This window comes from Streptomyces sp. NBC_01351 (assembly GCF_036237315.1).
Taxonomy (GTDB): Bacteria; Actinomycetota; Actinomycetes; order Streptomycetales; family Streptomycetaceae; genus Streptomyces.
In genome coordinates this window covers 2776044-2798926 of sequence record NZ_CP108356.1, presented here as the reverse complement: position 1 = coordinate 2798926, position 22883 = coordinate 2776044, and the positions used below count along the sequence as shown (strand labels likewise).

The 22883-nt window shown below is 72.6% G+C and carries 20 protein-coding genes and 1 pseudogene; 13 read left to right on the top strand and 8 right to left on the bottom strand.

Annotated elements, in window-relative coordinates; translation table 11 throughout:
* Positions 1-49: 49 nt before the first annotated feature.
* The 5 genes from OG625_RS12400 to OG625_RS12380 are packed head-to-tail and all read left to right on the top strand — an operon-like array spanning position 50 to position 5931.
* The gene (locus tag OG625_RS12400) at positions 50-3145 is read left to right on the top strand and encodes a sensor histidine kinase (RefSeq protein ID WP_329379296.1); all 3096 of its coding nucleotides are present in this window, start codon (positions 50-52) and stop codon (positions 3143-3145) included.
* A complete protein-coding gene (locus OG625_RS12395) occupies positions 3142-3630 on the top strand; it encodes a roadblock/LC7 domain-containing protein (protein WP_329379294.1) in 489 nt (162 codons plus the stop codon). The genes OG625_RS12400 and OG625_RS12395 overlap by 4 nt, the downstream gene beginning before the upstream one ends.
* A complete protein-coding gene (locus OG625_RS12390; RefSeq protein ID WP_329379292.1) occupies positions 3627-4016 on the top strand; it encodes a DUF742 domain-containing protein in 390 nt (129 codons plus the stop codon). Before OG625_RS12395 ends, OG625_RS12390 begins: the two co-directional genes overlap by 4 nt.
* A gap of 7 nt (positions 4017-4023) precedes the next feature.
* Positions 4024-4644 carry a GTP-binding protein gene (locus OG625_RS12385; protein WP_329379289.1) on the top strand — a complete coding sequence of 207 codons (621 nt, stop codon included), beginning with the start codon at positions 4024-4026 and terminating at the stop codon, positions 4642-4644.
* A gap of 12 nt (positions 4645-4656) precedes the next feature.
* Entirely contained in the window at positions 4657-5931 is a 1275-nt protein-coding gene (locus OG625_RS12380; RefSeq protein WP_329379287.1) for a styrene monooxygenase/indole monooxygenase family protein, read from the top strand.
* Here the strand turns inward: OG625_RS12380 and OG625_RS12375 are convergent.
* From OG625_RS12375 to OG625_RS12365, 3 genes are all read right to left on the bottom strand, one after another.
* The gene (locus OG625_RS12375) at positions 5868-7079 is read right to left on the bottom strand and encodes a C40 family peptidase (RefSeq protein WP_329379285.1); all 1212 of its coding nucleotides are present in this window, start codon (positions 7077-7079) and stop codon (positions 5868-5870) included. The genes OG625_RS12380 and OG625_RS12375 overlap by 64 nt on opposite strands.
* Before the next feature lie 200 nt (positions 7080-7279).
* Positions 7280-7735, bottom strand: a complete 456-nt coding sequence (locus OG625_RS12370; RefSeq protein WP_329379283.1) for an iron chaperone — start codon at positions 7733-7735, stop codon at positions 7280-7282.
* 47 nt (positions 7736-7782) lie between these two features.
* Positions 7783-8238, bottom strand: coding sequence for a carboxymuconolactone decarboxylase family protein (locus OG625_RS12365; RefSeq protein ID WP_329379281.1), 456 nt, complete (start codon positions 8236-8238; stop codon positions 7783-7785).
* Between the two features lie 169 nt (positions 8239-8407).
* On the opposite strand from OG625_RS12365, the gene OG625_RS12360 reads away from it, so the two are divergent.
* Entirely contained in the window at positions 8408-10795 is a 2388-nt protein-coding gene (locus OG625_RS12360) for an ATP-binding protein (protein WP_329379279.1), read from the top strand.
* 405 nt (positions 10796-11200) lie between these two features.
* On the opposite strand, the gene OG625_RS12355 is transcribed toward OG625_RS12360, so the two are convergent.
* Positions 11201-11605 (bottom strand): hypothetical protein, encoded by a 405-nt coding sequence (locus tag OG625_RS12355; protein WP_329379277.1) that lies wholly within the window; start codon positions 11603-11605, stop codon positions 11201-11203.
* Positions 11605-12012 carry a DUF6325 family protein gene (locus tag OG625_RS12350; RefSeq protein ID WP_329379275.1) on the bottom strand — a complete coding sequence of 136 codons (408 nt, stop codon included), beginning with the start codon at positions 12010-12012 and terminating at the stop codon, positions 11605-11607. Before OG625_RS12350 ends, OG625_RS12355 begins: the two co-directional genes overlap by 1 nt.
* A gap of 183 nt (positions 12013-12195) precedes the next feature.
* Between OG625_RS12350 and OG625_RS12345 the strand changes: the two genes are divergently transcribed.
* The 4 genes from OG625_RS12345 to nadE all read left to right on the top strand — a co-directional run bounded on the left by OG625_RS12345 (position 12196) and on the right by nadE (position 16630).
* A complete protein-coding gene (locus tag OG625_RS12345) occupies positions 12196-13671 on the top strand; it encodes an FtsW/RodA/SpoVE family cell cycle protein (protein WP_329379273.1) in 1476 nt (491 codons plus the stop codon).
* Positions 13668-15128 carry a penicillin-binding transpeptidase domain-containing protein gene (locus OG625_RS12340; protein WP_329379271.1) on the top strand — a complete coding sequence of 487 codons (1461 nt, stop codon included), beginning with the start codon at positions 13668-13670 and terminating at the stop codon, positions 15126-15128. The genes OG625_RS12345 and OG625_RS12340 overlap by 4 nt, the downstream gene beginning before the upstream one ends.
* Before the next feature lie 45 nt (positions 15129-15173).
* On the top strand, positions 15174-15620 hold the full coding sequence (locus OG625_RS12335) for a DUF3291 domain-containing protein (protein ID WP_329379269.1): 447 nt from the start codon (positions 15174-15176) through the stop codon (positions 15618-15620).
* A 170-nt stretch (positions 15621-15790) separates the two neighbouring features.
* The gene (nadE, locus tag OG625_RS12330; protein WP_329379267.1) at positions 15791-16630 is read left to right on the top strand and encodes an ammonia-dependent NAD(+) synthetase; all 840 of its coding nucleotides are present in this window, start codon (positions 15791-15793) and stop codon (positions 16628-16630) included.
* Positions 16631-17019: 389 nt separating this feature from the next.
* On the opposite strand, the gene OG625_RS12325 is transcribed toward nadE, so the two are convergent.
* The gene (locus tag OG625_RS12325; RefSeq protein WP_329379265.1) at positions 17020-18129 is read right to left on the bottom strand and encodes a ferritin-like domain-containing protein; all 1110 of its coding nucleotides are present in this window, start codon (positions 18127-18129) and stop codon (positions 17020-17022) included.
* Between the two features lie 188 nt (positions 18130-18317).
* Here OG625_RS12325 and OG625_RS12320 point away from each other — a divergent pair, with 188 nt between their 5' ends.
* From OG625_RS12320 to OG625_RS12310, 3 genes are all read left to right on the top strand, one after another.
* Entirely contained in the window at positions 18318-19247 is a 930-nt protein-coding gene (locus OG625_RS12320; protein WP_329379263.1) for an AurF N-oxygenase family protein, read from the top strand.
* A gap of 72 nt (positions 19248-19319) precedes the next feature.
* On the top strand, positions 19320-20036 hold the full coding sequence (locus OG625_RS12315; RefSeq protein ID WP_329379261.1) for a TetR/AcrR family transcriptional regulator: 717 nt from the start codon (positions 19320-19322) through the stop codon (positions 20034-20036).
* Between the two features lie 10 nt (positions 20037-20046).
* Entirely contained in the window at positions 20047-20313 is a 267-nt protein-coding gene (locus OG625_RS12310) for a hypothetical protein (protein ID WP_329390610.1), read from the top strand.
* 459 nt (positions 20314-20772) lie between these two features.
* Here the strand turns inward: OG625_RS12310 and OG625_RS12305 are convergent.
* A pseudogene (locus OG625_RS12305) lies at positions 20773-21939 on the bottom strand (ATP-binding protein); the annotation flags it as partial.
* 62 nt (positions 21940-22001) lie between these two features.
* The gene (locus OG625_RS12300; RefSeq protein ID WP_329379259.1) at positions 22002-22841 is read right to left on the bottom strand and encodes a hypothetical protein; all 840 of its coding nucleotides are present in this window, start codon (positions 22839-22841) and stop codon (positions 22002-22004) included.
* Positions 22842-22883: the final 42 nt, after the last annotated feature.

Below are 22883 nucleotides of genomic sequence, written 5' to 3'. Positions count from 1 at the left end.
GCCACACGAGTAGACGAGCAAGAGCACACGTACAGGATTGCGAGCACCGGTGCAGAAGAAGCGGTCTCGGAAGAACGGCACCGCCAGCGACGGCCCGGCCCCCGCAGGACGACGCGTCCGCGTGCGCCGCAGGCTGGTCGTCGGAGTGGCGGTCACAGGCCTCACCGTCCTCGCGGCCGGCGCGCCCGCCGTCGTCTCCGCCACGAGGGAACTGAACGACTCCCAGCACCTGGTCACCCTCGCGGAGCGGACCGGGCAGGCACTCACCCTCGCCCACCTCCTCGGCGACGAGCGCGACGCAGCCGTCGAGTACGCCGCCAAGGGCCGTCCCGGCGCCGCCAAGGCGCTGGTTCAGGAGCGCACCGCCACGACCGACCGGCAACTCGCCGAGGTCCAGGCCGAGGCTGACGAGGACACCGCCCGCACCCTCGCCCGGATCCGGGCCGTTCGCACCGAGGCCGTCGACGGCAAGGGCAGCGCCCTAGCCGCCCACCAGGCCTACGCCGGCGTCATCGCCGAACTCCTCGCCCCCGGCGACCGGCTCGCCGAGCTGACCCCGCCGCGCGCCACCGACGCCCTCGCCACCACCCGCCCCCTGGCCCCGCTCGGCCAGGCCGTGGAGCAGGCCTCGGCCACCCGCGGACTGCTGCTGGCCGCGCTCGCCGTCCCCCGTGGCGACCAGCCCCCCAACTCCGCGGTGGTCGATGAACTCACCACCGCCGCCCAGCGGGCACGCGTACGCGAACAGGCAGCCCTGGACGACTTCGCGCGGGCCGCGCGCCCCGACGTACGCCAGACCCTCGCCGCGACCGTCACCGGTCCCGAGGTCAAGGCGGCCGACGACCACCTCAAGCGGCTCACCGACCGGCCCACGCTGACCGCCGCCGACCGCAAGACCGACGGGGCCGCCGTGGGCTCCGCGCTCACCGCCCGCATCGACCGCATGCGGTCCGTGGAATCGACGCTGGCGGGCCAGCGGTCCTCCGCCCTCGCCGCCCTGCGCGACGACGACGTGACCCGGCTCGAACTGGTCATCGCGCTGCTCGGCGTGCTCTTCCTCTTCGCCGTCGGTGTCGCCACCGCCGTGGCGCGCTCGCTCACCCGGCCGCTGTCCGTCCTGCGCCGCGGCGCGGAGCGGCTGGCGACGCCGGAGGGCTCGGTGGAACCGGTCCGGTTCACCGGCCGCAACGACGAGTTCGCCGAGGTCGTGCGCCACCTCAACGCGGTCCGCGACCAGACGGTCTCCCTGCACACCCGCATCGCCGGGCTCGACGCCGACCGGCGCCGGATCATCGGCCGCAACGACGCGCTGAACTCCAGCCGCGAGGTGCTGGAGGAGGAGCTCACGAAGCTGCGGGCCGGGCTGGAAGAGCACCGCCGCATCATGTCGACGACCTCCGTCTCGCTGTCGCTGCGCACGCTGGGCCTGGTGGAACGCCAGCTCGCAGTCATCGAGGAGCTGGAGTCCAAGGAGCAGGACCCGGATCGGCTCGCGACCCTGTTCAAGCTGGACCACCTGGCGACGGTCATGCGCCGCCACAACGAGAACCTGCTGGTCCTGGCCGGACAGGAACACGGCCACGGGCAGGGACTGCCGGTCCCCCTCGTCGACGTCATGCGGGCCGCCGTCAGCGAGATCGAGCGCTACGAGCGCGTCGACCTCGCGGCGCTTCCCTCGTACACGCAGGTCGCGGGGCACGCGGCCGACGACATCTCGCACGTGCTGGCCGAGCTGCTGGAGAACGCGACGACGTTCTCGCCGCCGGACGCGAAGGTGAAGGTGTCCGGGTGGCTGCTGGACTCCGGTGACGTGGTGCTGTCCGTCGTCGACGAGGGCATCGGGGTCACCGAGGACCGGCTGGAGTCGCTGAACGCCCGCCTCTCCACGCCGGACGCGTACGACGAGGAGCCGGAAGCCGAACACGGCCTGGGTCTCGGCCTGTACGTGGCCGGCCGGCTCGCGGCCCGGCACGGCGTGACCGCGGAGCTCCGCGCCCCGCGGCACGGCGGCACCGAAGCCGTGGTCGTCGTCCCGGTCTCCCTCCTCCCGGCCACCCCGCCGGCCTCCCCGATCCACACCCTGGCCACCCCGGGCGCGCCCGCGCTGCACTTGCCGGGCGTGATGGCGGAGGCGAACGAGAACATCCTCCCGACGCGGCCCCGCGGCACGGACGCGGTCTCCGCCTCCGACGCGGTCTCCGCCTCCGGCGTGACTGCCGACGCGGAGGCCGACCGGGAGGGCGAGGCCCTGCCGGCCGACGCGGACGTCGCCGATTCGGTGAGCCTGGCCGACTTGGCCGACCTGGCCGACTTGGCCGACTTGGCCGACCTGGCCGAGCCGGCTGACTTGGCCGACCTGGACCTTGCCGAGTCGGCGAGCCCGGCCGACCCGGCCGACCTCGTGGTTCCGGACGCCCCCGACGCGGCAGGGCTGCCCCCGGCCGACCAGGTCTTCACCGTCCCGGCCGCGGCCGAGCCGGCGATACCGGCGGCGGGCCGCACGGGCGGCCAGGCTCCCGCAGGGGGTGGCGACCCGGAGGACGGCGGGCTGCCCCCGGCCGACCAGGTGTTCGTCGTGCCCGCCCCCGCGGCGGCCCCCACGCCGGAGACTCCGGGGGCGGGCAGTCCCGAGGAGCAGCTGCTCGCACGGGTCGTGCCCGACGCCGATGAGGTCGCCTCCGGGGTGCCGGACCCCGAGTCGGGGGTCCAGGCCACTGCGGACGGTGCCGACCGGGTGGCCGACGTACCGGAAACCACGGCGGAGCCGGACCCGCACAGCCATGCCCCCGCCGAGGGGAACTGGCTCCCGCGACAGGGCAGCCACCCCGACGCCGAGGCCGTGGCCGACGGCGAGGGCGACGACGAGGCCGTCACCGACAAGGGCCTGCCCAAGCGGACCCCGCGCTCCGCCGAGACCGGCCGCGCCGCCGGTGACGGCGTACGGACCGAGCCGCCCCGCCGCATCGACGCGGACGAACTGCGGCGCCGGCTGGGAGGGTTCTACCAGGGGGCCCAGGACGGCCGCAGGGTCGTCGCCGCGGAAGTCGCGGAGGCGGCGGACGCTGCGGACGCCGCCCAGGCGGCGCCGGAACGGGGCGAAGGGCACACCGACCGGGGGGACACCGCACAGGAGGCACGCACATGACCGCGCCCAGTACGTACGGACTGAGCACCCAGGCCCAGAACCTGCAGTGGCTGCTGACCGACCTGGTCGAGGAGGTACCCGGCGTCAATTCCGTCGCCGTCGTCTCCTCGGACGGGCTGCTGCTCCTGTCCTCCGACCCCGGCGCGGGCTCGGCCGCGGAATCCCCGAAGGAGCCCCGCACCAAGGGCCCGCGCGGAGCCTCCGCCGACCTCGCCACCATCGTGTCGGGCCTCGGCAGCCTCACCACCGGCGCCGCCGCCCTCATGGACGGCGGATCCGTGAAGCAGACCATGGTGGCGATGGAGCACGGCTCCGTCTTCGTCATGGCCATCAGCGACGGCTCGCTGCTCGGCGTGCACGCCACCCCCGACTGCGACATGAGCGTCGTCGCCTACCACATGGCCCTGTTCGTCGGCCGCGCCGGCCACGTACTGACCCCCGAAGTCCGCAGTGAGCTGCGCCAGTCGATGGAGAAAACCCCGTGAGGAGTCCGGCCTCCGACCGGCTGCCGATACGCGGCGCCGAGCGCCGCCCCGCCCGTGTCCGCCCGTACTCCCTCACGGGCGGCCGGACCCGGTTCACGCGCGTCCTGCTCGTCGAGACCTTCGTCGCCGCCCTGGAGACGAAGGCCTCGGAGCCGCAGAAGCCCGACCGCATGCCCGAGATGCGCGCGATCGTCGAGGTCTGCCGCCGCATGCGCACGATCGCCGAGATCGCCGCGCTGCTGAAGCTGCCGCTCGGCGTGGTCCGCGTGCTCGTCAGCGACCTCGCCGACCAGGGACGGATCCGCGTCTACGGCACGGGCCACGGCACGGGCCGTCCGGAGCGCGCGCTGCTGGAAAGGGTGCTCAGTGGTCTTCGCCGTCTCTGACGAACCGGTGTCCCTTCCCGTGTCGCCGGAGTCGGACGACGAGCCCGTCCAGCCCTGGCAGTACGACCGCTCCCGCGCCCCCGTCGCCGTGAAGGTGCTGGTCGCGGGCGGTTTCGGCGTGGGGAAGACCACCTTCGTCTCCTCCGTCTCCGAGATCACCCCGCTGCGCACCGAAGCGGTGATGACCCAGGCCGGCGTCCCGACCGACGACCTGTCCGGCACCCCGGACAAGAACACCACCACCGTCGCCATGGACTTCGGCCGCGTCACCCTCGACGACGACCTCGTCCTCTACGTGTACGGGACCCCGGGCCAGAAGCGGTTCTGGTTCATGTGGGACGACCTGGTGCGCGGTGCCATCGGCGGCATCGTGCTGGCCGACACCCGCCGGCTGCGCGACTGCTTCCCCGCGCTCGACTACTTCGAGACCTGCGGACTGCCGTACGCCGTCGCCGTGAACCACTTCGAGGGTTCCGAGTCGTACGAGCCCGAGGACGTGCGCGAGGCGCTGACCGTCCCGCCGCACGTACCGATCGTGATCATGGACGCGCGGCACCGCCACTCGGTGGTCGAATCCCTGCTCACGCTGGTGGGGTACGCGCTCGACACCACGCCCGATTCCGAATAGAGAACGTGAGAGATGCGCAAGATACTCGTCGTGGGAGCCGGCCAGGCCGGTCTCCAGCTTGCCCTCGGACTCCAGTCGAAGGGGTACGAGGTCACCCTCATGTCCAACCGGACGGCGGACGAGATCCGCACCGGGCGGGTCATGTCGACGCAGTGCATGTTCGACACGGCGCTCCAGCACGAGCGTGACCTCCAGATCAACTTCTGGGAGCAGCAGGCTCCGAAGATCGAGGGCCTCGGCGTCTCGGTCGCCGCCCCCGACACCAGCCGTGCCGTCGACTGGCTGGGCGAGCTCAAGGGGTACGCGCAGTCCGTCGACCAGCGCGTGAAGATGGCCGGCTGGCTGGACACCTTCGCGCAGCGCGGCGGGCAGCTGGTCATCCACGGCGCGTCCGTCGCCGACCTCGACTACTTCTCGCGTACGTACGACCTGGTGCTGGTCGCCGCCGGCAAGGGCGAGCTGGTGTCGATGTTCGAGCGGAACGCGGCGCGTTCCCCGTACGACGCCCCGCAGCGCGCGCTGGCCGTCTCGTACGTCCACGGGCTCGGTCCGCGGCCGGAGCACCCGGAGACCGAGGCGGTCCGCTGCAACCTGGTGCCGGGCGTCGGCGAACTGTTCGTGATGCCCACCCTGACGACGTCGGGGCGCGCGGACATCCTGTTCTGGGAGGGGATCCCGGGCGGCCCGCTGGACGTTTTCAACGGGGTGAAGGACCCGGCGGAGCACCTGGCGCTCACGCTGGAGCTGATGGAGAAGTTCACGCCCTGGGAGTACGCCCGGGCGACGAAGGTGGAGCTGACGGACGCGGGCGCCACCCTGGCCGGCCGTTACGCGCCGGTGGTCCGCAACCCGATCGGGCGGCTGCCGGGCGGCGGGCTCGTGCTGGGCGTGGCGGACGTGGTCGTGGCCAACGACCCGATCACCGGACAGGGCTCCAACTCGGCGGCCAAGTGCGCGGCCTCGTACCTCTCCTCGATCCTCATGCACGGGGACAACCCGTTCGACGAGGCGTGGATGAAGGCCACCTTCGACAAGTTCTGGTTCACGACGGGCAAGCCGGTGACCCAGTGGACGAACGCGATGCTGGGCGTCCCGCCGGAGCACGTACTGAACCTGATCGGCGCGGCCGGGCAGCTGCAGCCGGTGGCGAACCGATTCGCCAACGGCTTCGACAACCCGGCCGACTTCGACGCGTATTTCTACGACCCCGAGGACGCGGCGGACTACCTGGCCGAGGTCGCGTCCTCCGTGGGTGCCGCTTCCGAGGGCGCCTCCTCCGAGGAGTAGCCGGCGTCGTCCCCCGCTGCGGCTCCTTCCGGGATCCGCGGCGGGGTGAACTCCGCGAGCGGCGTCCCGTCCGGGTCCGGGCGGACCGCCCCGAGGAGCGGGTTCGCGGCGATGGGGGAGACCTTGACGCGGGCTCCGGGGCGCGGGGCCTGGATCACCTTGCCGCCGCCGATGTACAGGCCCACGTGCGTGGCCTTCGGGAAGTACAGCACCAGGTCCCCGGGCCGCAGCCGGTCCAGCGGCACCTTCGGCAGCTGCGCCCACTGCTCCTGGCTGGTCCGCGGGATGGTGCGCCCGGCGTGCGCCCAGGCCTGCGAGGTCAGCCCCGAGCAGTCGAAGGACGCCGGCCCCTCCGCACCCCACACGTACGGCTTCCCGATCTGCGCCGCCGCGTACGAGAGGGCTGCGCCGCCGGCCGCGGTGGGCGTGCCGGTACGGGTGGGGAGCCGACCGGAGTCCACCAACTCCCGCTGGGCCTCAGCGGTGTTCTGCGCCTCCCGCGCGCCGAGCTGGGCGAGCTGCTCGGGGGTCAGCGAAGCCAGCATCCGCTCGACCTCCTTCAGCTGCGCCCCCACCTCGTCCTTCTGCTTCTTCTGCCGGGCCGCCAGGGACTGCTGCGTCTCCAGGGCCTTGCGGGCCCGGGCGGCGAGCGTGTCGGCCTCGTTCTTGTTCTGCTTCAGCCGGTCCAGTACGCCGGCCCGCCGCGCCCCCTCGCGGGCGGCGAGCCGCCGCTCGTCGAGGGCGGACTGCGGGTCCTTGGCGAGCAGCATCCGGGCGTACGGGGAGAGCGCGCCCCGCGTGTTTTGGTACTGCTCGCGCGCCAGCCGCCCGGCGAGGGCCTTCTCGGCGTCCAGAGCGCTGCGGGCCTTCCCGAGCTCGAGGCTCCGCAACCGCTCCTCGTCCTGGCCGGCCTTGAGCGCCACCTCGGTGGCGTTGTACGCCTCGGTGGCCTCCTCGGCCTTCTGGTACAGCCCCTGCAGGCGGGTGAGCAACACCCCGACGGACTCGGGGGCGGGTGCGGGGGCGGCGGGGGCTGCGGGTGCGGCGGGGTTGGCGGGGTTGGCCGGCTCGGCGCCGGCCTGCGGGGCGGGTCCGGCGACGAGGAGTGCTGCGGCAATGCAGGCAGCGCGAAGCGGCCGCTGTGACATGGGATCACCTCCGAGGCGCCCGATGCTGCCACGCCCGGTATGACAAATCCCCCAGGCGTGTCGGCCGGCCGCGTCGGGGTCACCCGGTTGGCGGGGGTGGGGAGCCGCCGGGCAGTCCCGTGCAGCGGAATCCGGGAACGGCGGTCCGAGCTGACGGCCAGGCGAGCTGCGCGGGTTGCGCGCAGCTCCGCCGGCTGGGGTCAGCTCGCCGCCTGCTTCACGAGGGTGGCGATCGCGGCCTCGTTGGCCGTGGTGAGTTCCGTCAGGGCGAAGGCCGTCGGCCACATGGTGCCCTCGTCGAGGTTCGCCGTGTCGTTGAAGCCGAGGGTCGCGTACCGGGCCTTGAACTTCTCCGCGCTCTGGAAGAAGCAGACGATCTTGCCGTCCTTGGCGTACGCGGGCATCCCGTACCAGAGCTTCGGCGCGAGGTCCGGGGCGCCGGCCTTGACGATCGCGTGGATGCGTTCGGCCAGGACGCGGTCCGGGTCCTGCATCTCCGCGATCTTCGCGACCACGGCGGCCTCGTCCTCGGCGGCCTTGTCGGCCTTCGAGCTGCGGCGCGCAGACGCCCGCACCTCCTTGGCGCGCTCCTTCATGGCGCCGCGCTCCTCGTCCGTGAATCCGTCCAACGTGGCGTCGGTGGTCTTCTTCGTCATGGCTTGTTCCTCCCGTTGTGTGAATGTATGGACAGTATTGGGGAGCTTTAGCCCCAGGCGCCGGCGATCTGGCGGGTCGTCGCGTTGAGGCGGTTGAACATGTTGGTGACGCCGACCATCAGGATGATCGCGGCCAGCTGCTTCTCGTCGAAGTACGTGGCGGCGGTGTCCCAGACCTCGTCGCTCACCGGGTCCGGCCGGTCGGCGAGGCGGGTCGCGGCCTCGGCCAGTGCGAGCGCCGCCCGCTCCTCGTCGGTGAAGTACGGGGTCTCCCGCCACACGGCGACCGTGGCCAGGCGCTCGTCGCTCACTCCGGCCTTGCGGGCCGTCTTGGCGCCGCCGTCGACGCAGGCGCTGCAGCCGTTGATCTGACTGACCCGCAGGTGCACCAGCTCCAGCGTCTGACCCTCCACGCCGCCGGAGTGCACGGCCTTGAAGATCTCCTGGATGGGCTGCATCGCGTCGGACAGCACCATGGCGGGGTTCTGCATACGAGACTTCATCTTCGGTTGCTCCTCTTTCCCTTGGGGTGTGACTCCATAACAGCCTCTGCCGGCGGCCGGAGCGATGGAGATGGGACGCCGTGGGACAGCTGGAACAGCCTTGACCAGCAGCAATTCGGGTCGAAATACTTCTGTCCGGGCGGGACAGAGAAGCGGGGGAACAGTGGACGTGAAACAGGACGACCTGGCGGGCCGGCTACGCGCGCTGCAGGAGCTGTCAGGACTCGGTGTACGGGCCCTCGCCCGGGACGCCGGTCTGAGCTCCTCGTCGCTGTCGAGGTACCTCAGCGGCCAGACCGTGCCGCCCTGGCCCGCGGTGGTGGCCCTGTGCCGCCTCGTGAAGCGCGACCCGCGCCCGCTGCGCCCCCTGTGGGAACGGTCGTCGAACCCGCTGCCGGCGCCGCCGAAGGCCAGCCGCCAGGTCCAGCCGAGGCCCCGCAACGATCTGCCGCGCGACGTCCCCGACTTCACCGGCCGTGAGGAGCAACTCGCTGCGGTCCTCGCCGCGTTGGACAGTGACCGGCTGGTCGCCGTCGACGGCATGGCGGGCGTGGGCAAGACCTGCCTGGCCGTGCACGCCGCGCACCGGCTCGCCACCGATTACCCGGACGCCCAGCTCTACGTGGACCTGCACGGTTTCACCGAGGGCCGGGAGCCGATGGATCCGGACTCCGTTCTGCGGATGCTGCTCGGCGCGCTCGACGTCCCGTCCGAGCGGGTCCCGCAGGAGGGCCTGGAACAGCTGGCCGCCTGCTGGCGAGCGGAACTGGCGGGCCGCCGGGCCGTCGTGGTCCTCGACAACGCGGCCGACGCCGACCAGGTCCGCCCGCTGCTGCCGGGCGCCGGCCCCTCCGTCGTCCTGATCACGAGCCGCAACCGGCTGCTGGGCCTGGACGAGGTCCCTCCGGTCTCGCTGGACGTGCTCAGCCCCCAGGACAGCGCGGACCTGCTGACCCGCGCCAGCGGCGCCGACGCCCGCCTGTCCCGTGACCCGGACTCCGCCGCCGAGGTGCTGCGGCTCTGCGGCCACCTGCCCCTCGCCCTGCGCCTGGCCGCGGCCCGGCTGCGCCACCGGCCCGGCTGGACCATCGGCATCCTCGCCGAGCGCCTGGCCGAGGGCACGGGCGAGTTCGACGCCGCGTTCGCCATGTCCGTCAGGCAGCTGGACCGGTCCCAGGCCCGCCTGTTCCGCCTCCTGGGCCTGCTGCCCGGCGGAACCTTCGACGAGTACGTCGTCGCGGCCCTGGCCGACCTGCCCCTGGGCAGCGCCCGCGCGATGCTCGAGGACCTCCTCGACGCGCACCTGGTCCAGCAGCCGACGGCGGACCGCTACCGCCTGCACGACCTGGTCCACCAGCACGCCCGCCGCGCCTGCGCGGAACAGGACTCGCAGACCGACCGCGAACGCGCCCTCGGCCGTTTCCTCGACTACTACGTCCACGCCGCGGCCGCCGCCGACGCCGCGATGCCCGTCCTGTCGCCCGGCCGATCCCCCTCCGCAGGCGAACGCCCCGCCGAACTGCCGCAGTTCGCGGACAAGCACAAGGCCCTCGCCTGGCTCGTCGCGGAGTACGAGAACATGATCGCCGCGTTCGAAACGGCGGCCGCCGTCGGCGCCGACATCCACGTGTGCGAGCTGCCGCGCTTCCTCCGCGCCTACTTCGCCCGCCGCTGCGGCACCACCCACCTGAACTACCTCTTCGAGCGCTCGCTCGCCGCCGCCCAGCGCCTCGGTGATCCCCTCCAACTGGCCGAAGCCCACAGCGACCTGGGCTTCGCCCGCTACAACGCGGGCCGCATGGCAGAGGCCGCCGCCGCGTACGAGGCCGCGGAACGCCAGGGCGACACCCGCTCGTCAGCAGAACTGGCCATCCGTCGCGGCTACCTCAGCTGGGACGCGGGCCACGCCGAAGAACCCCTGGAGCTCTTCCGGCTGGCCGCGAAGCTCTACGAGGAAGCCGACTGTCCCACCGGCGCGGCCCACGCCACCGCCTCCGAGGCCTGGTCACTCCTCCAACTCGGCCACCGCGACGCGGCGGCCCAACGCGCCCGCGAAGTCCTGGACATCCCCCACCCGGACCCCGCATGGCCCCCCACCCTCACCGCCCGCATCACCCTGGGCGTGGCCATCGCGGCCGAAGCCCCCGAAGAGTCCACAGGGCACCTGCACCGCGCGCTCGCACTGGCCCGCGAGGACGGCCACATGAACAACGAGGCGTGGACCCTCAACTGCCTGGGCGTCGCACTGCGCCAGATGGGCCGCTACGAAGAGGCACTGGCCAGCCACCGCGAGGCCTTCGCCCTCCTGGACGAGCTCTTCGAGGACCACTGGAAGGTCCGTTTCCTCAACGCCTACGCCGAGACCTGCCGCCTGGCCGGCCTGCCCGACGAGTCCCTCCAGCTACACCGCCAGGCACTCGAGCAGGCCCCGAAACTCGGCTACCGGCACGAGGAAGCCCTGGCCCACCAAGGCATCGCAACCCTGCTCGACGACACCGACCCGACCGCAGCCACCGAGCACCGCGCGACGGCCGAATCCATCCTCGGCCGCCTCTGACCAGCCCCAGACGGCCGTCGGACGCCATGCGATGAGAAGCGCATAGCGATCCGACGCGCCTGTCGGGGGCTGGGGTGCCTGTGGTCGCTGTTTGGCGATAGCCGGCCGTCTGCCCGGTTCGGGGAGCGGCCTGGGAGGGCCCGGGCTCGGGCCCGCCCCCTACCGGAGCGGGGCCGAGCATCCCTGACCGCCCCGCCCTTTTCCTTTCTCCTCCCGGCCCGTTCTTTTGGGGGTTTCCCGGCAGTCCTTGTCTTTCCGGGGCGGGGCGGTCTGTCAAGGGTGGCCGAAGGCCATCGCGCAGCGACGCGACGACGAAGGAGGAGCGCCCTTGACAGGCCGTCACGACACGGAAGGACAGTGGGACTGACGGGAAACCCCCAAGCCCTCCCTGATGCCGCCCAGCCGTCACCCCCGCAGCAACCGCCCCTTGGCCGTCGCGAACTCCTGCGGGGTCAGCAACCCCTCCCGGGCCAGGGCGGCCAGTTGCGTCAGCTCTGCGACGAGCCCGCCCGCCCGGACGCCCTCAGGCTCCTCCGCCTTGGCCGACTCCACCGGCCCCGCCTCAGCCTCAGCCTCCGCGGCCTCCACTGCCTCCGCCTCCACCGCCTCAGCCTCCGCCTCCACCGGCTCAGGCTCGATCGGCCCGCTGGTCCTCCAGCGCACCCCGTGCCGCGGCTCGTCGGTATCCACGGTGCCCGTCCCCACTCCCACTTCCGTCCCCGTAGCCCGCGCCAGCAGCCCCCGCAGCAGCGGATGCCCCGCAGGCCGGTCCGCCGACCGCACCGTCACTCCCACCGGACGAATGAACATCAGGAAGCCTCCACCCGGGGGTCATCCGCCACCCGATCCACCGGAATCCGTACCGCCCCCGCGATCCGCCCGCCCGCCGCCCGTACGGCGATCGCCGCGTCCTCCGCCCACACGTGCTCGACCAGCAGCAGCAACGCACAGCTCCCGCGTTCCAGCAGCTCCGCGGCCTCCCGTACATCCTCCGGGCCGATCAGCCGGGCCGCCTCCCGCCCCGTCAGCAGGCCCTCCAGCTCCACGAACTCGTCGAACTCGGCCGCGAGCACTTCCCCCGCCGCGGTCCTCGTGGCGACCAGCCCGTCGATCAGCCGGACGACCCCGGTCTTGCGCAGCCCCATGACGGCCTCGACCGCGGGCACCCTCAGCTGTTCTTCCGGGAATGCGAGGACGATGAATTCCACAGGCCCCATGAGCTACTCCATCTCCCACCCCAACCGACCCAACCGACCCAACCGACCTTGACCCAACCCACCCCAACCGACCCAACCGACCTTGACGCAACCCACCCAACCGACCTGACCGAATCTGACGACTCTTCGGCACACTATGACATAAGCGGACATAGCATCCGTCCGCTTGCTACGTTTCGCTGTATGACCGCTCTGACGGCACAGGTGGCGGAGCCCGCCCCGCCCCCACCCCCCGACGCCGGTGCCCCCAAGCGGCGCGGGGTCGAGCTGGCGCTCCTCGCCGGAGCCGTCCTGATCTCCGTCCTCGGCTACCTCTACGTCGGCATCGCGACCACCGGCCACGTCCCCGCCACCGCCACCCGCTACGCCGGCGGTCTCGCCGCAGCCGCGCTGCTCGCGCACCTCGCCGTCCGCCTGCGGGCCCCGTACGCCGATCCCCTCGTACTCCCCATCGCCGTCCTCCTCAACGGCCTCGGCCTCGTCCTCATCCAGCGGCTCGACGCGACCACCCCCGCCCACCTCACCGCCGGGGACCAACTCGTCTGGTCCGGCCTCGGGATGGCGCTCTTCGTCCTCGTCGTCGTGCTCCTCCGTGACCACCGCGTGCTCCAGCGCTACGCGTACCTCTCCGTCGCCGCGGCCCTCGTCCTCATGCTCGTCCCCGTCTTCTTCCCGGCCGTCAACGGCGCCCACATCTGGATCCGCTTCGCCGGACTCTCCTTCCAGCCGGGCGAGTTCGCCAAGATCCTGCTGGCCGTCTTCTTCGCCGCGTACCTCGCCGCGAACCGCACCGCCCTCGCCCTCACCGGCCGCCACCTCTTCTGGAAGCTGCGCCTGCTCCCCGGCCGCGTCCTCGGGCCGATCCTCGCGATCTGGCTGCTCAGCGTCGGGGTGCTGGTCCTGGAGCGGGACCTCGGCACCTCCCTGCTCTTCTTCGGCCTCTTCGTGATCATGCTGTTCACCGCCACCGGCCGGATCGGCTGGATCGCGATCGGGCTGCTCCTCGCCGGCCTCGGCGCGTACGCCGTCGGGACCTTCGAACCGCACGTGAACAGCCGCGTCGACGACTGGCTGAATCCTTTCGCCTCCATCGACCGAGGCGAGGGCCCCGGCCAGCTCGCCCAGTCCCTCTTCGCCTTCGGCGCCGGCGGCCTCCTCGGGGCCGGCCTCGGCCACGGGCAGTCCTTCCTCATCGGCTTCGCCGCCAAATCGGACTTCATCCTCGCCACCGCCGGCGAGGAGCTCGGTCTGGTCGGCCTCGCCGCGATCCTGCTCCTCTACGGGCTCCTCGTGGCCCGCGGCTTCCGCGCGGGCCTCGCGCTGCGCGACTCCTTCGGCCGGCTGCTCGCCACCGGCCTCTCGTCGATCGTCGCGCTCCAGGTGTTCGTCATCGCCGGCGGCGTCACCGGGCTGATCCCGCTGACCGGCATGGCGATGCCGTTCCTCGCCCAGGGCGGCTCCTCCGTGGTCACCAACTGGATCATCGTCGCCCTCCTGATCCGCCTCAGCGACAGCGCCCGGCGCCCGCGCCCCCAATCCGACCCGCGCCCCCACTCCGACCCGCGCCCCCACTCCGACCCCCACCCCGACGCCCACCACAACCCCCACCCCCACCCCCACCCCCACCCCGACCCCCGCCAGGAAGGCAGCCCCGCGTGATCCGCTACATCCGCTGGTGCGCGTACTTCTGCGCGGCGCTGCTCGTCGCCGTCCTCGTCAACGTCGCCCGCGTGCAGGTCTGGGAGTCCGCCGCCTATGGTGCGAACCCGGCCAACAAGCGCCCCGTCATCGAGCGTTACGCCGAGCCCCGCGGCGACATCCTCGTCGACGGCCGCCCCGTCACCGGCTCCCGCGACAGCGGCCAGCTCCTCCGCTACGAGCGCACGTACAAGAACGGCCCCCTCTACGCCCCGGTCACCGGCTTCTCCTCCCAGACGTACGGCACCAGCTTCGTGGAGCGCGCCGAGGACCGGATCCTCTCGGGCACCGACCCGGGGCTCTCCGCCTTCCCCCTCTGGTACGACCTCGCGCGCGGCCGCCCGGCCGGCGGGAACGCGGTCACCACGATCCGCGCCGCCACGCAGATGGCCGCCTACACGGGGCTCGCGGGCAAGCGCGGCGCGGTCGCCGCGGTCGAACCGGCCACCGGGAAGATCCTCGCGCTGGTCAGCAGCCCTTCCTACGACCCTGCCCTGCTCTCCGGTACGGGCACGCAGGTCAAGGACGCCTGGGCGCGGCTGAACGCGGACCCCGCCAAGCCGATGCTGAACCGCGCGCTGCGCGAGACGTACCCTCCCGGCTCCACCTTCAAGATCGTGACGGCCGCCGCCGCCCTCGACGCGGGCGTGGTCACCGATGTGGACGCCCCGACCGAGACCCCCGACCCGTACCCCCTCCCCGGCACCAGCACCCTGCTGCCGAACGCGGGCACGGGCTGCCAGGACGCCTCGATGGCGGACGCCGTGCAGTGGTCCTGCAACACGGTGATGGCGAAGATCGGCGTACGGGTCGGTCTGCGCGGGATGGTGGAGGCGGCGGAACGCTTCGGCTTCAACGGCGACGGACTGCGCGTGCCCTCCTGGGTCTCGCGGTCGAACTTCGACACCGACATGAGCCAGGACCAGCTGGCCCTCTCCTCCATCGGGCAGTTCAACACCAGGGCCACGCCCCTGCAGATGGCGATGGTCGCGGCGGCGGTCGCGAACGGCGGCGAGCTGAGCTCCCCGTACCTGGTGGAACGGACCACGCAGGACGACGGGGACCAGGTCCGCCGCGGCGACCAGCGCAGCCTGGGCCGGGCCATGAACCCGGCCACCGCGATGCGGCTGCAGCAGCTGATGGTGAAGGTGGTGGAGAGCGGGACGGGCAGGAACGCGGCGATCCCCGGCGCGGTCGTCGGCGGCAAGACCGGCACCGCGCAGCACGGCGTCGGCAACGCGGGAACCCCGTACGCGTGGTTCATCTCCTGGGCGAAGGCGGAGGGCGCGCCGCTGCCGGCGGTCGCGGTGGCGGTGGTCGTCGAGGACGCGTCGGCGGACCGCGGCGAGATCAGCGGCAACCTGGCCGCCGCCCCGATCGCGCGGGCGGTGATGGAGGCGGCGCTGTCCACCCGCTGAGAAGCCGGTAGCGGCGCGCGGAGCCCGCCTGATAGCCGTAAGGACATGACCTACGAACTCGCCCAAGTGAACATAGCCCGCCGCAAGTACCCCCTGGACTCCCCGGAGTTCAAGTTCTTCGTGGACGGCCTCGACCCGGTCAACGCGGTCGCCGACGCGGCGGACGGCTTCGTGTGGCGGCTGCAGGACGAGGAGGGCGACGCGACCGGCATCCCGTTCTTCGAGGACGAGTGGATCCTGGTGAACATGTCCGTGTGGCGCGACAAGGACGCGCTGACCGCCTTCATGTACGAGGGCCTGCACCGCGAGCTGCTGGCCCGCCGCCGGGAGTGGTTCGAGCACGTCTCCGAGGCCATGGCGACCCTGTGGTGGGTCCCGGCGGGGGAGCGCCCGACGGTCGCGGACGCGGAGCACCGCCTGAGGCACCTGCGGGAGCACGGCCCGACGCCGTACGCGTTCACGCTGCGCAGCGCGTTCCCGCCCGCCGCGTAGTCGGGGGCGGGGGCCGCCACCCGGGGCCGCCACCCGGGGCCGCACCCCCGGCACCGCTCCCCGCGGCCATCCCCCGAGCCCGTCGACTAGGGTTTCGGAGGCACCGAACCGCGCAACCCCACGCGCGTACCCCCGCACTCAACCCCACGCACGACCCCCGAGGAGCAGCCGTGAGCGAGCCCGCGTCCCCCGCGTCCACCGCACTGCAGCAGGAGATCGCCAGGGAACTCCTGGTCGGCGAGACCTTCGACGCGGAGCACGAGATCGAGCGCCGGGTGGCCTTCCTCACCGAGCGGCTCACCTCGACCGGCCTGCGCTCCCTCGTCCTCGGCATCAGCGGCGGCGTCGACTCCACCACCGCCGGGCGGCTGTGCCAGCTCGCCGTGGAGCGGGCCCGCGCGGCCGGGCACGAGGCCACGTTCTACGCCATGCGCCTGCCGTACGGGGTCCAGGCCGACGAGAAGGACGCCCAGCTCGCGCTCTCCTTCATCCGCGCCGACCAGGTCCTCACCGTCGACGTGAAGCCGGCCAGCGACGCCGCCCTCGCGGCCTCGCTCGCCGGCGGAGTGTCCTTCCGCGACGCGCACCACCAGGACTTCGTGCAGGGCAACATCAAGGCCCGCCAGCGCATGATCGCGCAGTACGCGGTGGCCGGCGCGCGCGACGGCCTGGTCGTCGGCACGGACCACGCCGCCGAGGCGGTCTCCGGCTTCTTCACGAAGTTCGGCGACGGCGCCGCGGACCTCGTCCCGCTGACCGGGCTGACCAAGCGCCGGGTGCGGGCCGTCGCGGACGCGCTGGGTGCCCCGGCGGAGCTGGTGTGGAAGGTTCCGACAGCCGACCTGGAGACCCTCGACCCGGGCAAGGCCGACGAGGACGCGCTCGGCGTCACGTACGACGACATCGACGACTTCCTGGAGGGCAAGCCGGTGGACGGGCGCGCCTTCGAGATCATCGTCCGCCGCTACCGGCTCACGGAACACAAGCGCCAACTGCCGATCGCGCCGTAACGCCTGCCGCCTGCCGCGGGCCGCTTCCCGGAGCCATCTCCCCGAAGGTCGCCTCCAAGAGCCGGGCTCGGACCCGCCCGCTCCCGGACCGGATCGGGCCGGTTGCGCCGGCGGGCCCAGCCGGGGCGGGGTCGGGGGCGGCCGGCCCGGCCGTGGCCGGGCGCGCGCCGGGGCGTCTCCTCGGGCGTCGAACGTGTCGGGGGGTCGGTGGGCCGAGCCATGGTTGTGTTCGACGCCCTGCGGGGACGCCCCGGCACACGCCCGGCCCCGTCCGGGCCACCTCAGCCTCGCCGGCGTTTGAGGCGTGGGGGTCCCCCCGGACGGAGTCTGGGGGAGGGTCTGGGGCGGAGCCCCAGGGAACCCGGCTCCGCCGGGAACCCGGCTCCGGCCTAGCCCTCTTCGGCGCCCTCCGAGATGGCCTCCCGGACCTCCGCCACCCGCTCCGCCTCCTCGGCCGCGAACCGCTCGCGGTCGAGGGCCTCGGCTATCTCCTCGTCCTGGCTCATCAGCAGATCCAGGTTCGAGTCGCCCATCTCGAAGACGCCCATGTCCAGGTACGCCTTCTGCAGCCGCTCGCCCCACAGCCCGATGTCCTTCACGCACGGCACGATCCGGCTGAAGAGCAGCTTCCGGAACAGGTGCAGGAACTCGGACTGCTCGCTGTACTGCTCGGCCTCCTTCCTCGGGATGCCGAAGTTCTCCAGCACCTCCACCCCGCGCAGCCGGTCCCGCATCAGGTAGCAGCCCTCGATCACGAACTCCTCGCGCTCGCGCAGTTCGACGTCCGTGAGCTGCTTGTAGTAGTCGCGCAGGGCCATCCGCCCGAAGGCCACGTGGCGGGCCTCGTCCTGCATCACGTACGCCAGGATCTGCTTCGGCAGCGGCTTGTCGGTGGTGTCGCGGATCATGCCGAACGCGGCCAGCGCCAGCCCCTCGATGAGCACCTGCATGCCCAGGTACGGCATGTCCCAGCGGGAGTCGCGCAGGGTGTCGCCGAGCAGCCCCTGGAGGCTGTCGTTGATCGGGTAGAGCATCCCGACCTTCTCGTGCAGGAAGCGCCCGAAGATCTCCGCGTGCCGGGCCTCGTCCATGGTCTGGGTGGCGGAGTAGAACTTCGCGTCGAGGTCCGGCACCGACTCCACGATGCGTGCCGCGCACACCATCGCGCCCTGCTCGCCGTGCAGGAACTGGCTGAAGTTCCAGGCCGCGTAGTGCCGGCGCAGCTCGCCCTTGTCCTTGTCGGTGAGCTTGGCCCAGTGCCGTGTTCCGTACAGCGTGAGGACGTCGTCCGGGGTGCCGAGCGGATCGTACGGGTCCACCTCGATGTCCCAGTCGATGCGCTTGGCGCCGTCCCACTGCTTGTCCTTGCCCTTCTGGTAGAGCGCGAGGAGGCGTTCGCGGCCTCCGTCGTACTCCCAGCTGAAGCGGGCCGAGCCGGTGGCGGGGACCTGCCAGACGCCCTCGCCCGGGTCCCTGGTGTAGAGCTCGTGCGTCGACACTGACGCCCCCTCGTCTCACGTGGTCGCGTACTGCCGTACAGGACTGGACAGTTGGCAGCGTCACACGTTGGTAGACGCGGGGTCAACAAGTCGTGCGCGAGGGATTGACGACCTTGCTGACAGGCAGTCTCATAAGCAGTGACCGCAGTAGTGACCGCCGGTAACCCAACCACGAGGTGTCCGAAGCCATGACGACGGTGACCGACCGAGCCGAGCTGAGGGACGCCCTCGGCCTCCTCAAGGACCGCGAGCAGATCGCCGAGCGGCTGCTCGAATCCTCCGCCAAGCACTCCTTCGATCCCGACAAGGAACTCGACTGGGACGCCCCCACGATCGAGGGCAAGTACTACTGGCCGCCCGAGCTGCTGTCCCTCTACGACACCCCGCTCTGGAAGAAGATGGGGGAGGAGCAGCGCATCGACCTCTCCCGCCACGAGGCGGCGGCGATGGGATCGCTCGGCATCTGGTTCGAGATCATCCTGATGCAGCTGCTGGTCCGGCACATCTACGACAAGTCCCTGACCAGCAACCACGTCCGCTACGCGCTCACCGAGATCGCCGACGAGTGCCGGCACTCGATGATGTTCGCCCGCCTGATCAAGCAGTCCGGCGCCCCCGACTACCCGGTCTCCCGCCTCAACCACAACCTCGCCCGGATCCTGAAGACCGTTTCCACCACCCCCGGATCCTTCGCCTGCACCCTCCTCGGCGAGGAGATCCTCGACTGGATGCAGCGCCTCACCTTCCCGGACGAGCGCATCCAGCCCCTCGTCCGCGGAGTGACCCGGATCCACGTCATCGAGGAAGCCCGGCACGTCCGCTACGCCCGCGAGGAACTGCGCCGCCAGATGCTGACCGCCCCGCGCTGGGAGCAGGAACTCACCCGGATCAGCTGCGGCGAGGCCGCCCGCGTGTTCTCGGTGGCCTTCGTGAACCCGGCCGTCTACGACAACATCGGCCTCGACCGCCGCGAAGCACTGGCCCAGGTCAAGGCGAGCGGCCACCGCCGCGAGGTCATGCAGACCGGAGCCAAGCGGCTCACCGACTTCCTCGACGACATCGGCGTCCTGCGCGGAGTCGGCCGCCAACTGTGGAAGAGCTCGGGCCTCCTCGCGTAAGGAAGGCCGCCGGCACCCTTCTTCCGTACGGACTCCGGACGGAGACGCCGGACGGTCGTCTACCCTGCGGGCATGACGACCGTACGCGCCTACCGCAGGCTGAGCGTCGAGGAGCGACGAGCCCAACTCCTCGACGCGGCCCTCTCGCTGTTCGCGCACCGGGCGCCGGAGGAGGTCTCGCTCGACGACGTCGCCGAGGCCGCCGGGGTCTCGCGCCCGCTCGTCTACCGCTACTTCCCGGGCGGCAAACAGCAGCTCTACGAGGCCGCCCTGCGCTCCGCGGCGGACATCCTCGAACTCTGCTTCGCCGAACCCCAGCAGGGCCCCCTCACCCAGCGCCTGAGCCGCGCCCTGGACCGCTACCTCGCCTTCGTCGACGAACACGACGCGGGCTTCGCGGCCCTCCTGCAGGGCGGCAGCGTCGTCTGCACCTCCCGTACGACGGCCACGGTGGACGGCATCCGCCGCGCGGCGGCCGACCAGATCCTCGTCCACCTGTCCGTCCCGTCGCCCGGGCCCCGGCTGCGGATGATGGTGCGTACGTGGATCACGGCGGTCGAGGCGGCCTCCCTCATCTGGATCGACGAGGGCAAGCAGCCGGAGGTCGAGTCCCTCCGGGACTGGCTGGTGGACCAGTTCATCGCCCTCCTGACCGCCACGGCGGCCACCGACCCCGAAACGGCGGCCGCCGCGCGCGCCGCCCTCGCCCTCGAATCCGCGGACGGCCCGGTCGGCGTCCTGGCCCGGCGCGTCATCCCCGTGGTCTCCGAGGCCGCGCACCTCCTGTGACACTGGTGCGGTGAGAAGCGAACCGACCCCCTTCGAGGGTGGCCCGATGGACGGCCGGGTCCTCCCGATCCTGCTGGGCCCGACCGGCCACCCGCCGAAGTGGTACGAGATCCCGGTCCCGACCCCGGAGGGCCCGCCGACGGTGCTGCTCTACGAACGCGTCCCGTCGGGCTACTCCAAGCGCCTGGGCCTCCAGAAGGGCTGGAAGTACGCCTACCGCCCCTCGGGCACCAAGCCGAAACCCCGCTGGCCCTGGACCAAGCCGCCCCGGAGCTGACCCCGCCGGGCCCCTGCGGCTGCGCAGTGCCAGACCGGGCGCGGTGCGGCTGCGCCACCTCCAGCCTCGCCGGCGTTTGAGGATGGGGGTACCCCCGGACGGAGTCTGGTGGGGGCACCTCCCAGCGGTAGCTGGGGGAGAGGGTCCGGGCAGAGCCCGGTTTCGGGAAGGGGCGGGGTGGGGGAAGGCCCCGCGCAGCGGCCGCCCCGCCCGCGCCCCGAGGGGGGTTCCGCCGGGGCCGGGCGCGCGCCGGGGCGTCTCCTCGGGCGTCGAACGGTTCCAGGGGTCGGTGGGCCGAGGGTGGTTGTGTTCGACGCCCTGCGGGGACGCCCCACCGCACACCCGTCCCCGTCGGAACCGGTAACTCCCGGCCTCGCCGGCGTTTGAGGCGAGGCCAGGCCGCTGTGGTGAGCCGGGCCCCCTGCAAGGGACCGGGCCCTCTACCCCCGCCGAGCCCCCCGCAGGGGGAAGGGTGAGGACGGCGAGGGCTCCGCCCCCCTCCGCCCGCCGGAACGACAGCTTCGCGCCGATCGCCTCCGCCTGGCCGACCGCGATCGTCAGACCCAGCCCGTGCCCCTTGCCCCCGCCGCTCCGGAACCGCTGCGGCCCGTGCTCCATCAGGTACTCGGGGAACCCGTCCCCGTGGTCCCGTACGGTCACCACCGGCCCGTCCACCGTCAGGACCACCGGCGCACGCCCGTGCTTGTGCGCGTTCGCCACCAGGTTCCCCAGCACCCGCTCCAGCCGCCGCCGGTCCGTCTCCACGTGCGCGTCCCGGACCACGACCACCTCCGTGTCCGTCCCCGAGGCCCGCACCACCCGCCCCGCCAGCCGCCCCAGCTGGTGCAGGTCGGTCTCCACCACCTCGCTGCCCGAGTCCAGCCGCGAGATCTCCAGCAGGTCCTCCGTGAGCTGCCGCATCGTGCGCACCCGCTCCCGCACCAGCTCCGTGGGCCGCCCCTCCGGCAGCAGCTCCGACGCCGCCTGCAAACCCGTCAGCGGCGTCCGCAGCTCGTGCGCCACGTCCGCCGTGAACCGCCGCTCGCTCTCCAGCTTCGTCTGCAGGCTCCCCGCCATCGTGTCCAGCGCCCCGGCGACCGTCGACACCTCGTCCTGGTGCCGCGAGGGGTCCTTGGTGCGCGGATCCCCCACCCTCGCGTCGAGGTCCCCCTGGGTGATCCGCCGGGCCACGGTCGCCGTCTGGTGCAGCCGCCGCGTCACCCGGGTCACCGCGAAGGCGCCCACCAGCAGCGTCCCGCCGATCGCGAGCACCGACGACCCGATGATCGCGTTGTCCAGCCCGTTGATGGTCCGCGCGCTCTGCTCGTAGTCGATGGCCGTGGCCAGCGCCCGGCCGTCCGCCGGCGCCGCCGCCCACATCGTCGGGCGGCCGTCGCGGTCCGCGACCATCGTGCCCCGGCGCCCTGCCACGGCCAGCGCCCGCAGCTTCGGCGGCAGCTCCGCGGGATCCAGCCCCGAACCGGGCGGCAGGGCCTCGCCGGCCTCGTAGGCGCGCGAGACGTCGTGCAGTTTGCCGAGGGCCTTCTCCCGGGCCGTGGCCACGGTCTGCCGGGTCACCTCCACGTGGACGAGGGCGCCCAGCAGGGCCGCCAGCGTGCAGCACATCACCACGATGAAACACGCCGACTTCCAGGTCAGCGTGGCCGTCCACGCGGGCAGCCGGACCTTCACGGCGACTCGGTGCCGAGCCCGGAGCCGGAGCCGTTGCCGGAGCCCGGGCCGGAGCCGTTGCCGGGCCCGGTGCCCTGGCCGGGCTGGCGCGTGCGGGGCTTGCCGCTGGGCGGCTGCGGATTCACCGGCACCCGGACGATCTGCTCGCGCGTCGGCAGCATCGTGAGCTGCTTCTCGTCCCAGGACCAGGCGGTGATCAACTCGTAGCCGTTGTTCCCGCTCGGCACGCGCAGGATCACGTCCTGCCCGGCCAGCTCCACCGTGATCACGCTCTGCGTCGTCGCCATGATCCGGTTGAGCCGGCCGTCAGGATCCGCCGTGTACACGCGTACGGACATCTCCTTCTCGGGGACGTCCGGGCCGCTGCCGAACTCGATGCCGATGATCAGTTCGTCCTTGCCGTTGCCCGTGAGGTCCCGGTAGTACGGCTTCAGCACCGGGCACCGCGCACCGTCCGCCGAGCCGTCCGCCCCGTCCTTCCCGCAGGCCAGGATCGCTGCGGCGGTCTCCTGGGGCATCCCGTCCGGGCCGACGTCCACCTTCGGGTGGGCCCGCAGCTCCGCCTGGACGAGCGCCACCGGGTCGACCGCGTGCACGTCCTGGTCCTTGACCGGCGGGATCCCCTTGACGTACTCGGGCGGGGCGCCACCCGGATCGGCGGGCGGTACGGTCGCACCCTGCCGGTCCGGCCACAGGTGTACGGGCCCCCGCGCGGTCGGCGTGACCCCGGCCCCGGCGAGCCCGCCGGTGTCGCCACAGCCGGCCAGCAGGGGGAGCAGCGCGACAGCGCCCAGGGCGGAGGCGGCGGCCGCGGCACGCAACGGAAACCTGTTCACAGAACCCCGCGCCCTCCTGCCCGCGCCACGCCGGCCGATCGC

Excerpts from the sequence above, each read along its gene's own strand:
- OG625_RS12380 (WP_329379287.1), top strand. The coding sequence starts at position 4,657 with ATGCGCAAGATACTCGTCGTGGGAGCCGGCCAGGCCGGTCTCCAGCTT.
- OG625_RS12320 (WP_329379263.1), top strand. The coding sequence starts at position 18,318 with ATGACGACGGTGACCGACCGAGCCGAGCTGAGGGACGCCCTCGGCCTC.
- OG625_RS12345 (WP_329379273.1), top strand. The coding sequence starts at position 12,196 with ATGACCGCTCTGACGGCACAGGTGGCGGAGCCCGCCCCGCCCCCACCC.
- OG625_RS12335 (WP_329379269.1), top strand. The coding sequence starts at position 15,174 with ATGACCTACGAACTCGCCCAAGTGAACATAGCCCGCCGCAAGTACCCC.
- OG625_RS12375 (WP_329379285.1), bottom strand. The coding sequence starts at position 7,079 with ATGTCACAGCGGCCGCTTCGCGCTGCCTGCATTGCCGCAGCACTCCTC.
- OG625_RS12365 (WP_329379281.1), bottom strand. The coding sequence starts at position 8,238 with ATGAAGTCTCGTATGCAGAACCCCGCCATGGTGCTGTCCGACGCGATG.
- OG625_RS12315 (WP_329379261.1), top strand. The coding sequence starts at position 19,320 with ATGACGACCGTACGCGCCTACCGCAGGCTGAGCGTCGAGGAGCGACGA.
- OG625_RS12350 (WP_329379275.1), bottom strand. The coding sequence starts at position 12,012 with ATGGGGCCTGTGGAATTCATCGTCCTCGCATTCCCGGAAGAACAGCTG.
- OG625_RS12395 (WP_329379294.1), top strand. The coding sequence starts at position 3,142 with ATGACCGCGCCCAGTACGTACGGACTGAGCACCCAGGCCCAGAACCTG.
- OG625_RS12370 (WP_329379283.1), bottom strand. The coding sequence starts at position 7,735 with ATGACGAAGAAGACCACCGACGCCACGTTGGACGGATTCACGGACGAG.
- OG625_RS12355 (WP_329379277.1), bottom strand. The coding sequence starts at position 11,605 with ATGTTCATTCGTCCGGTGGGAGTGACGGTGCGGTCGGCGGACCGGCCT.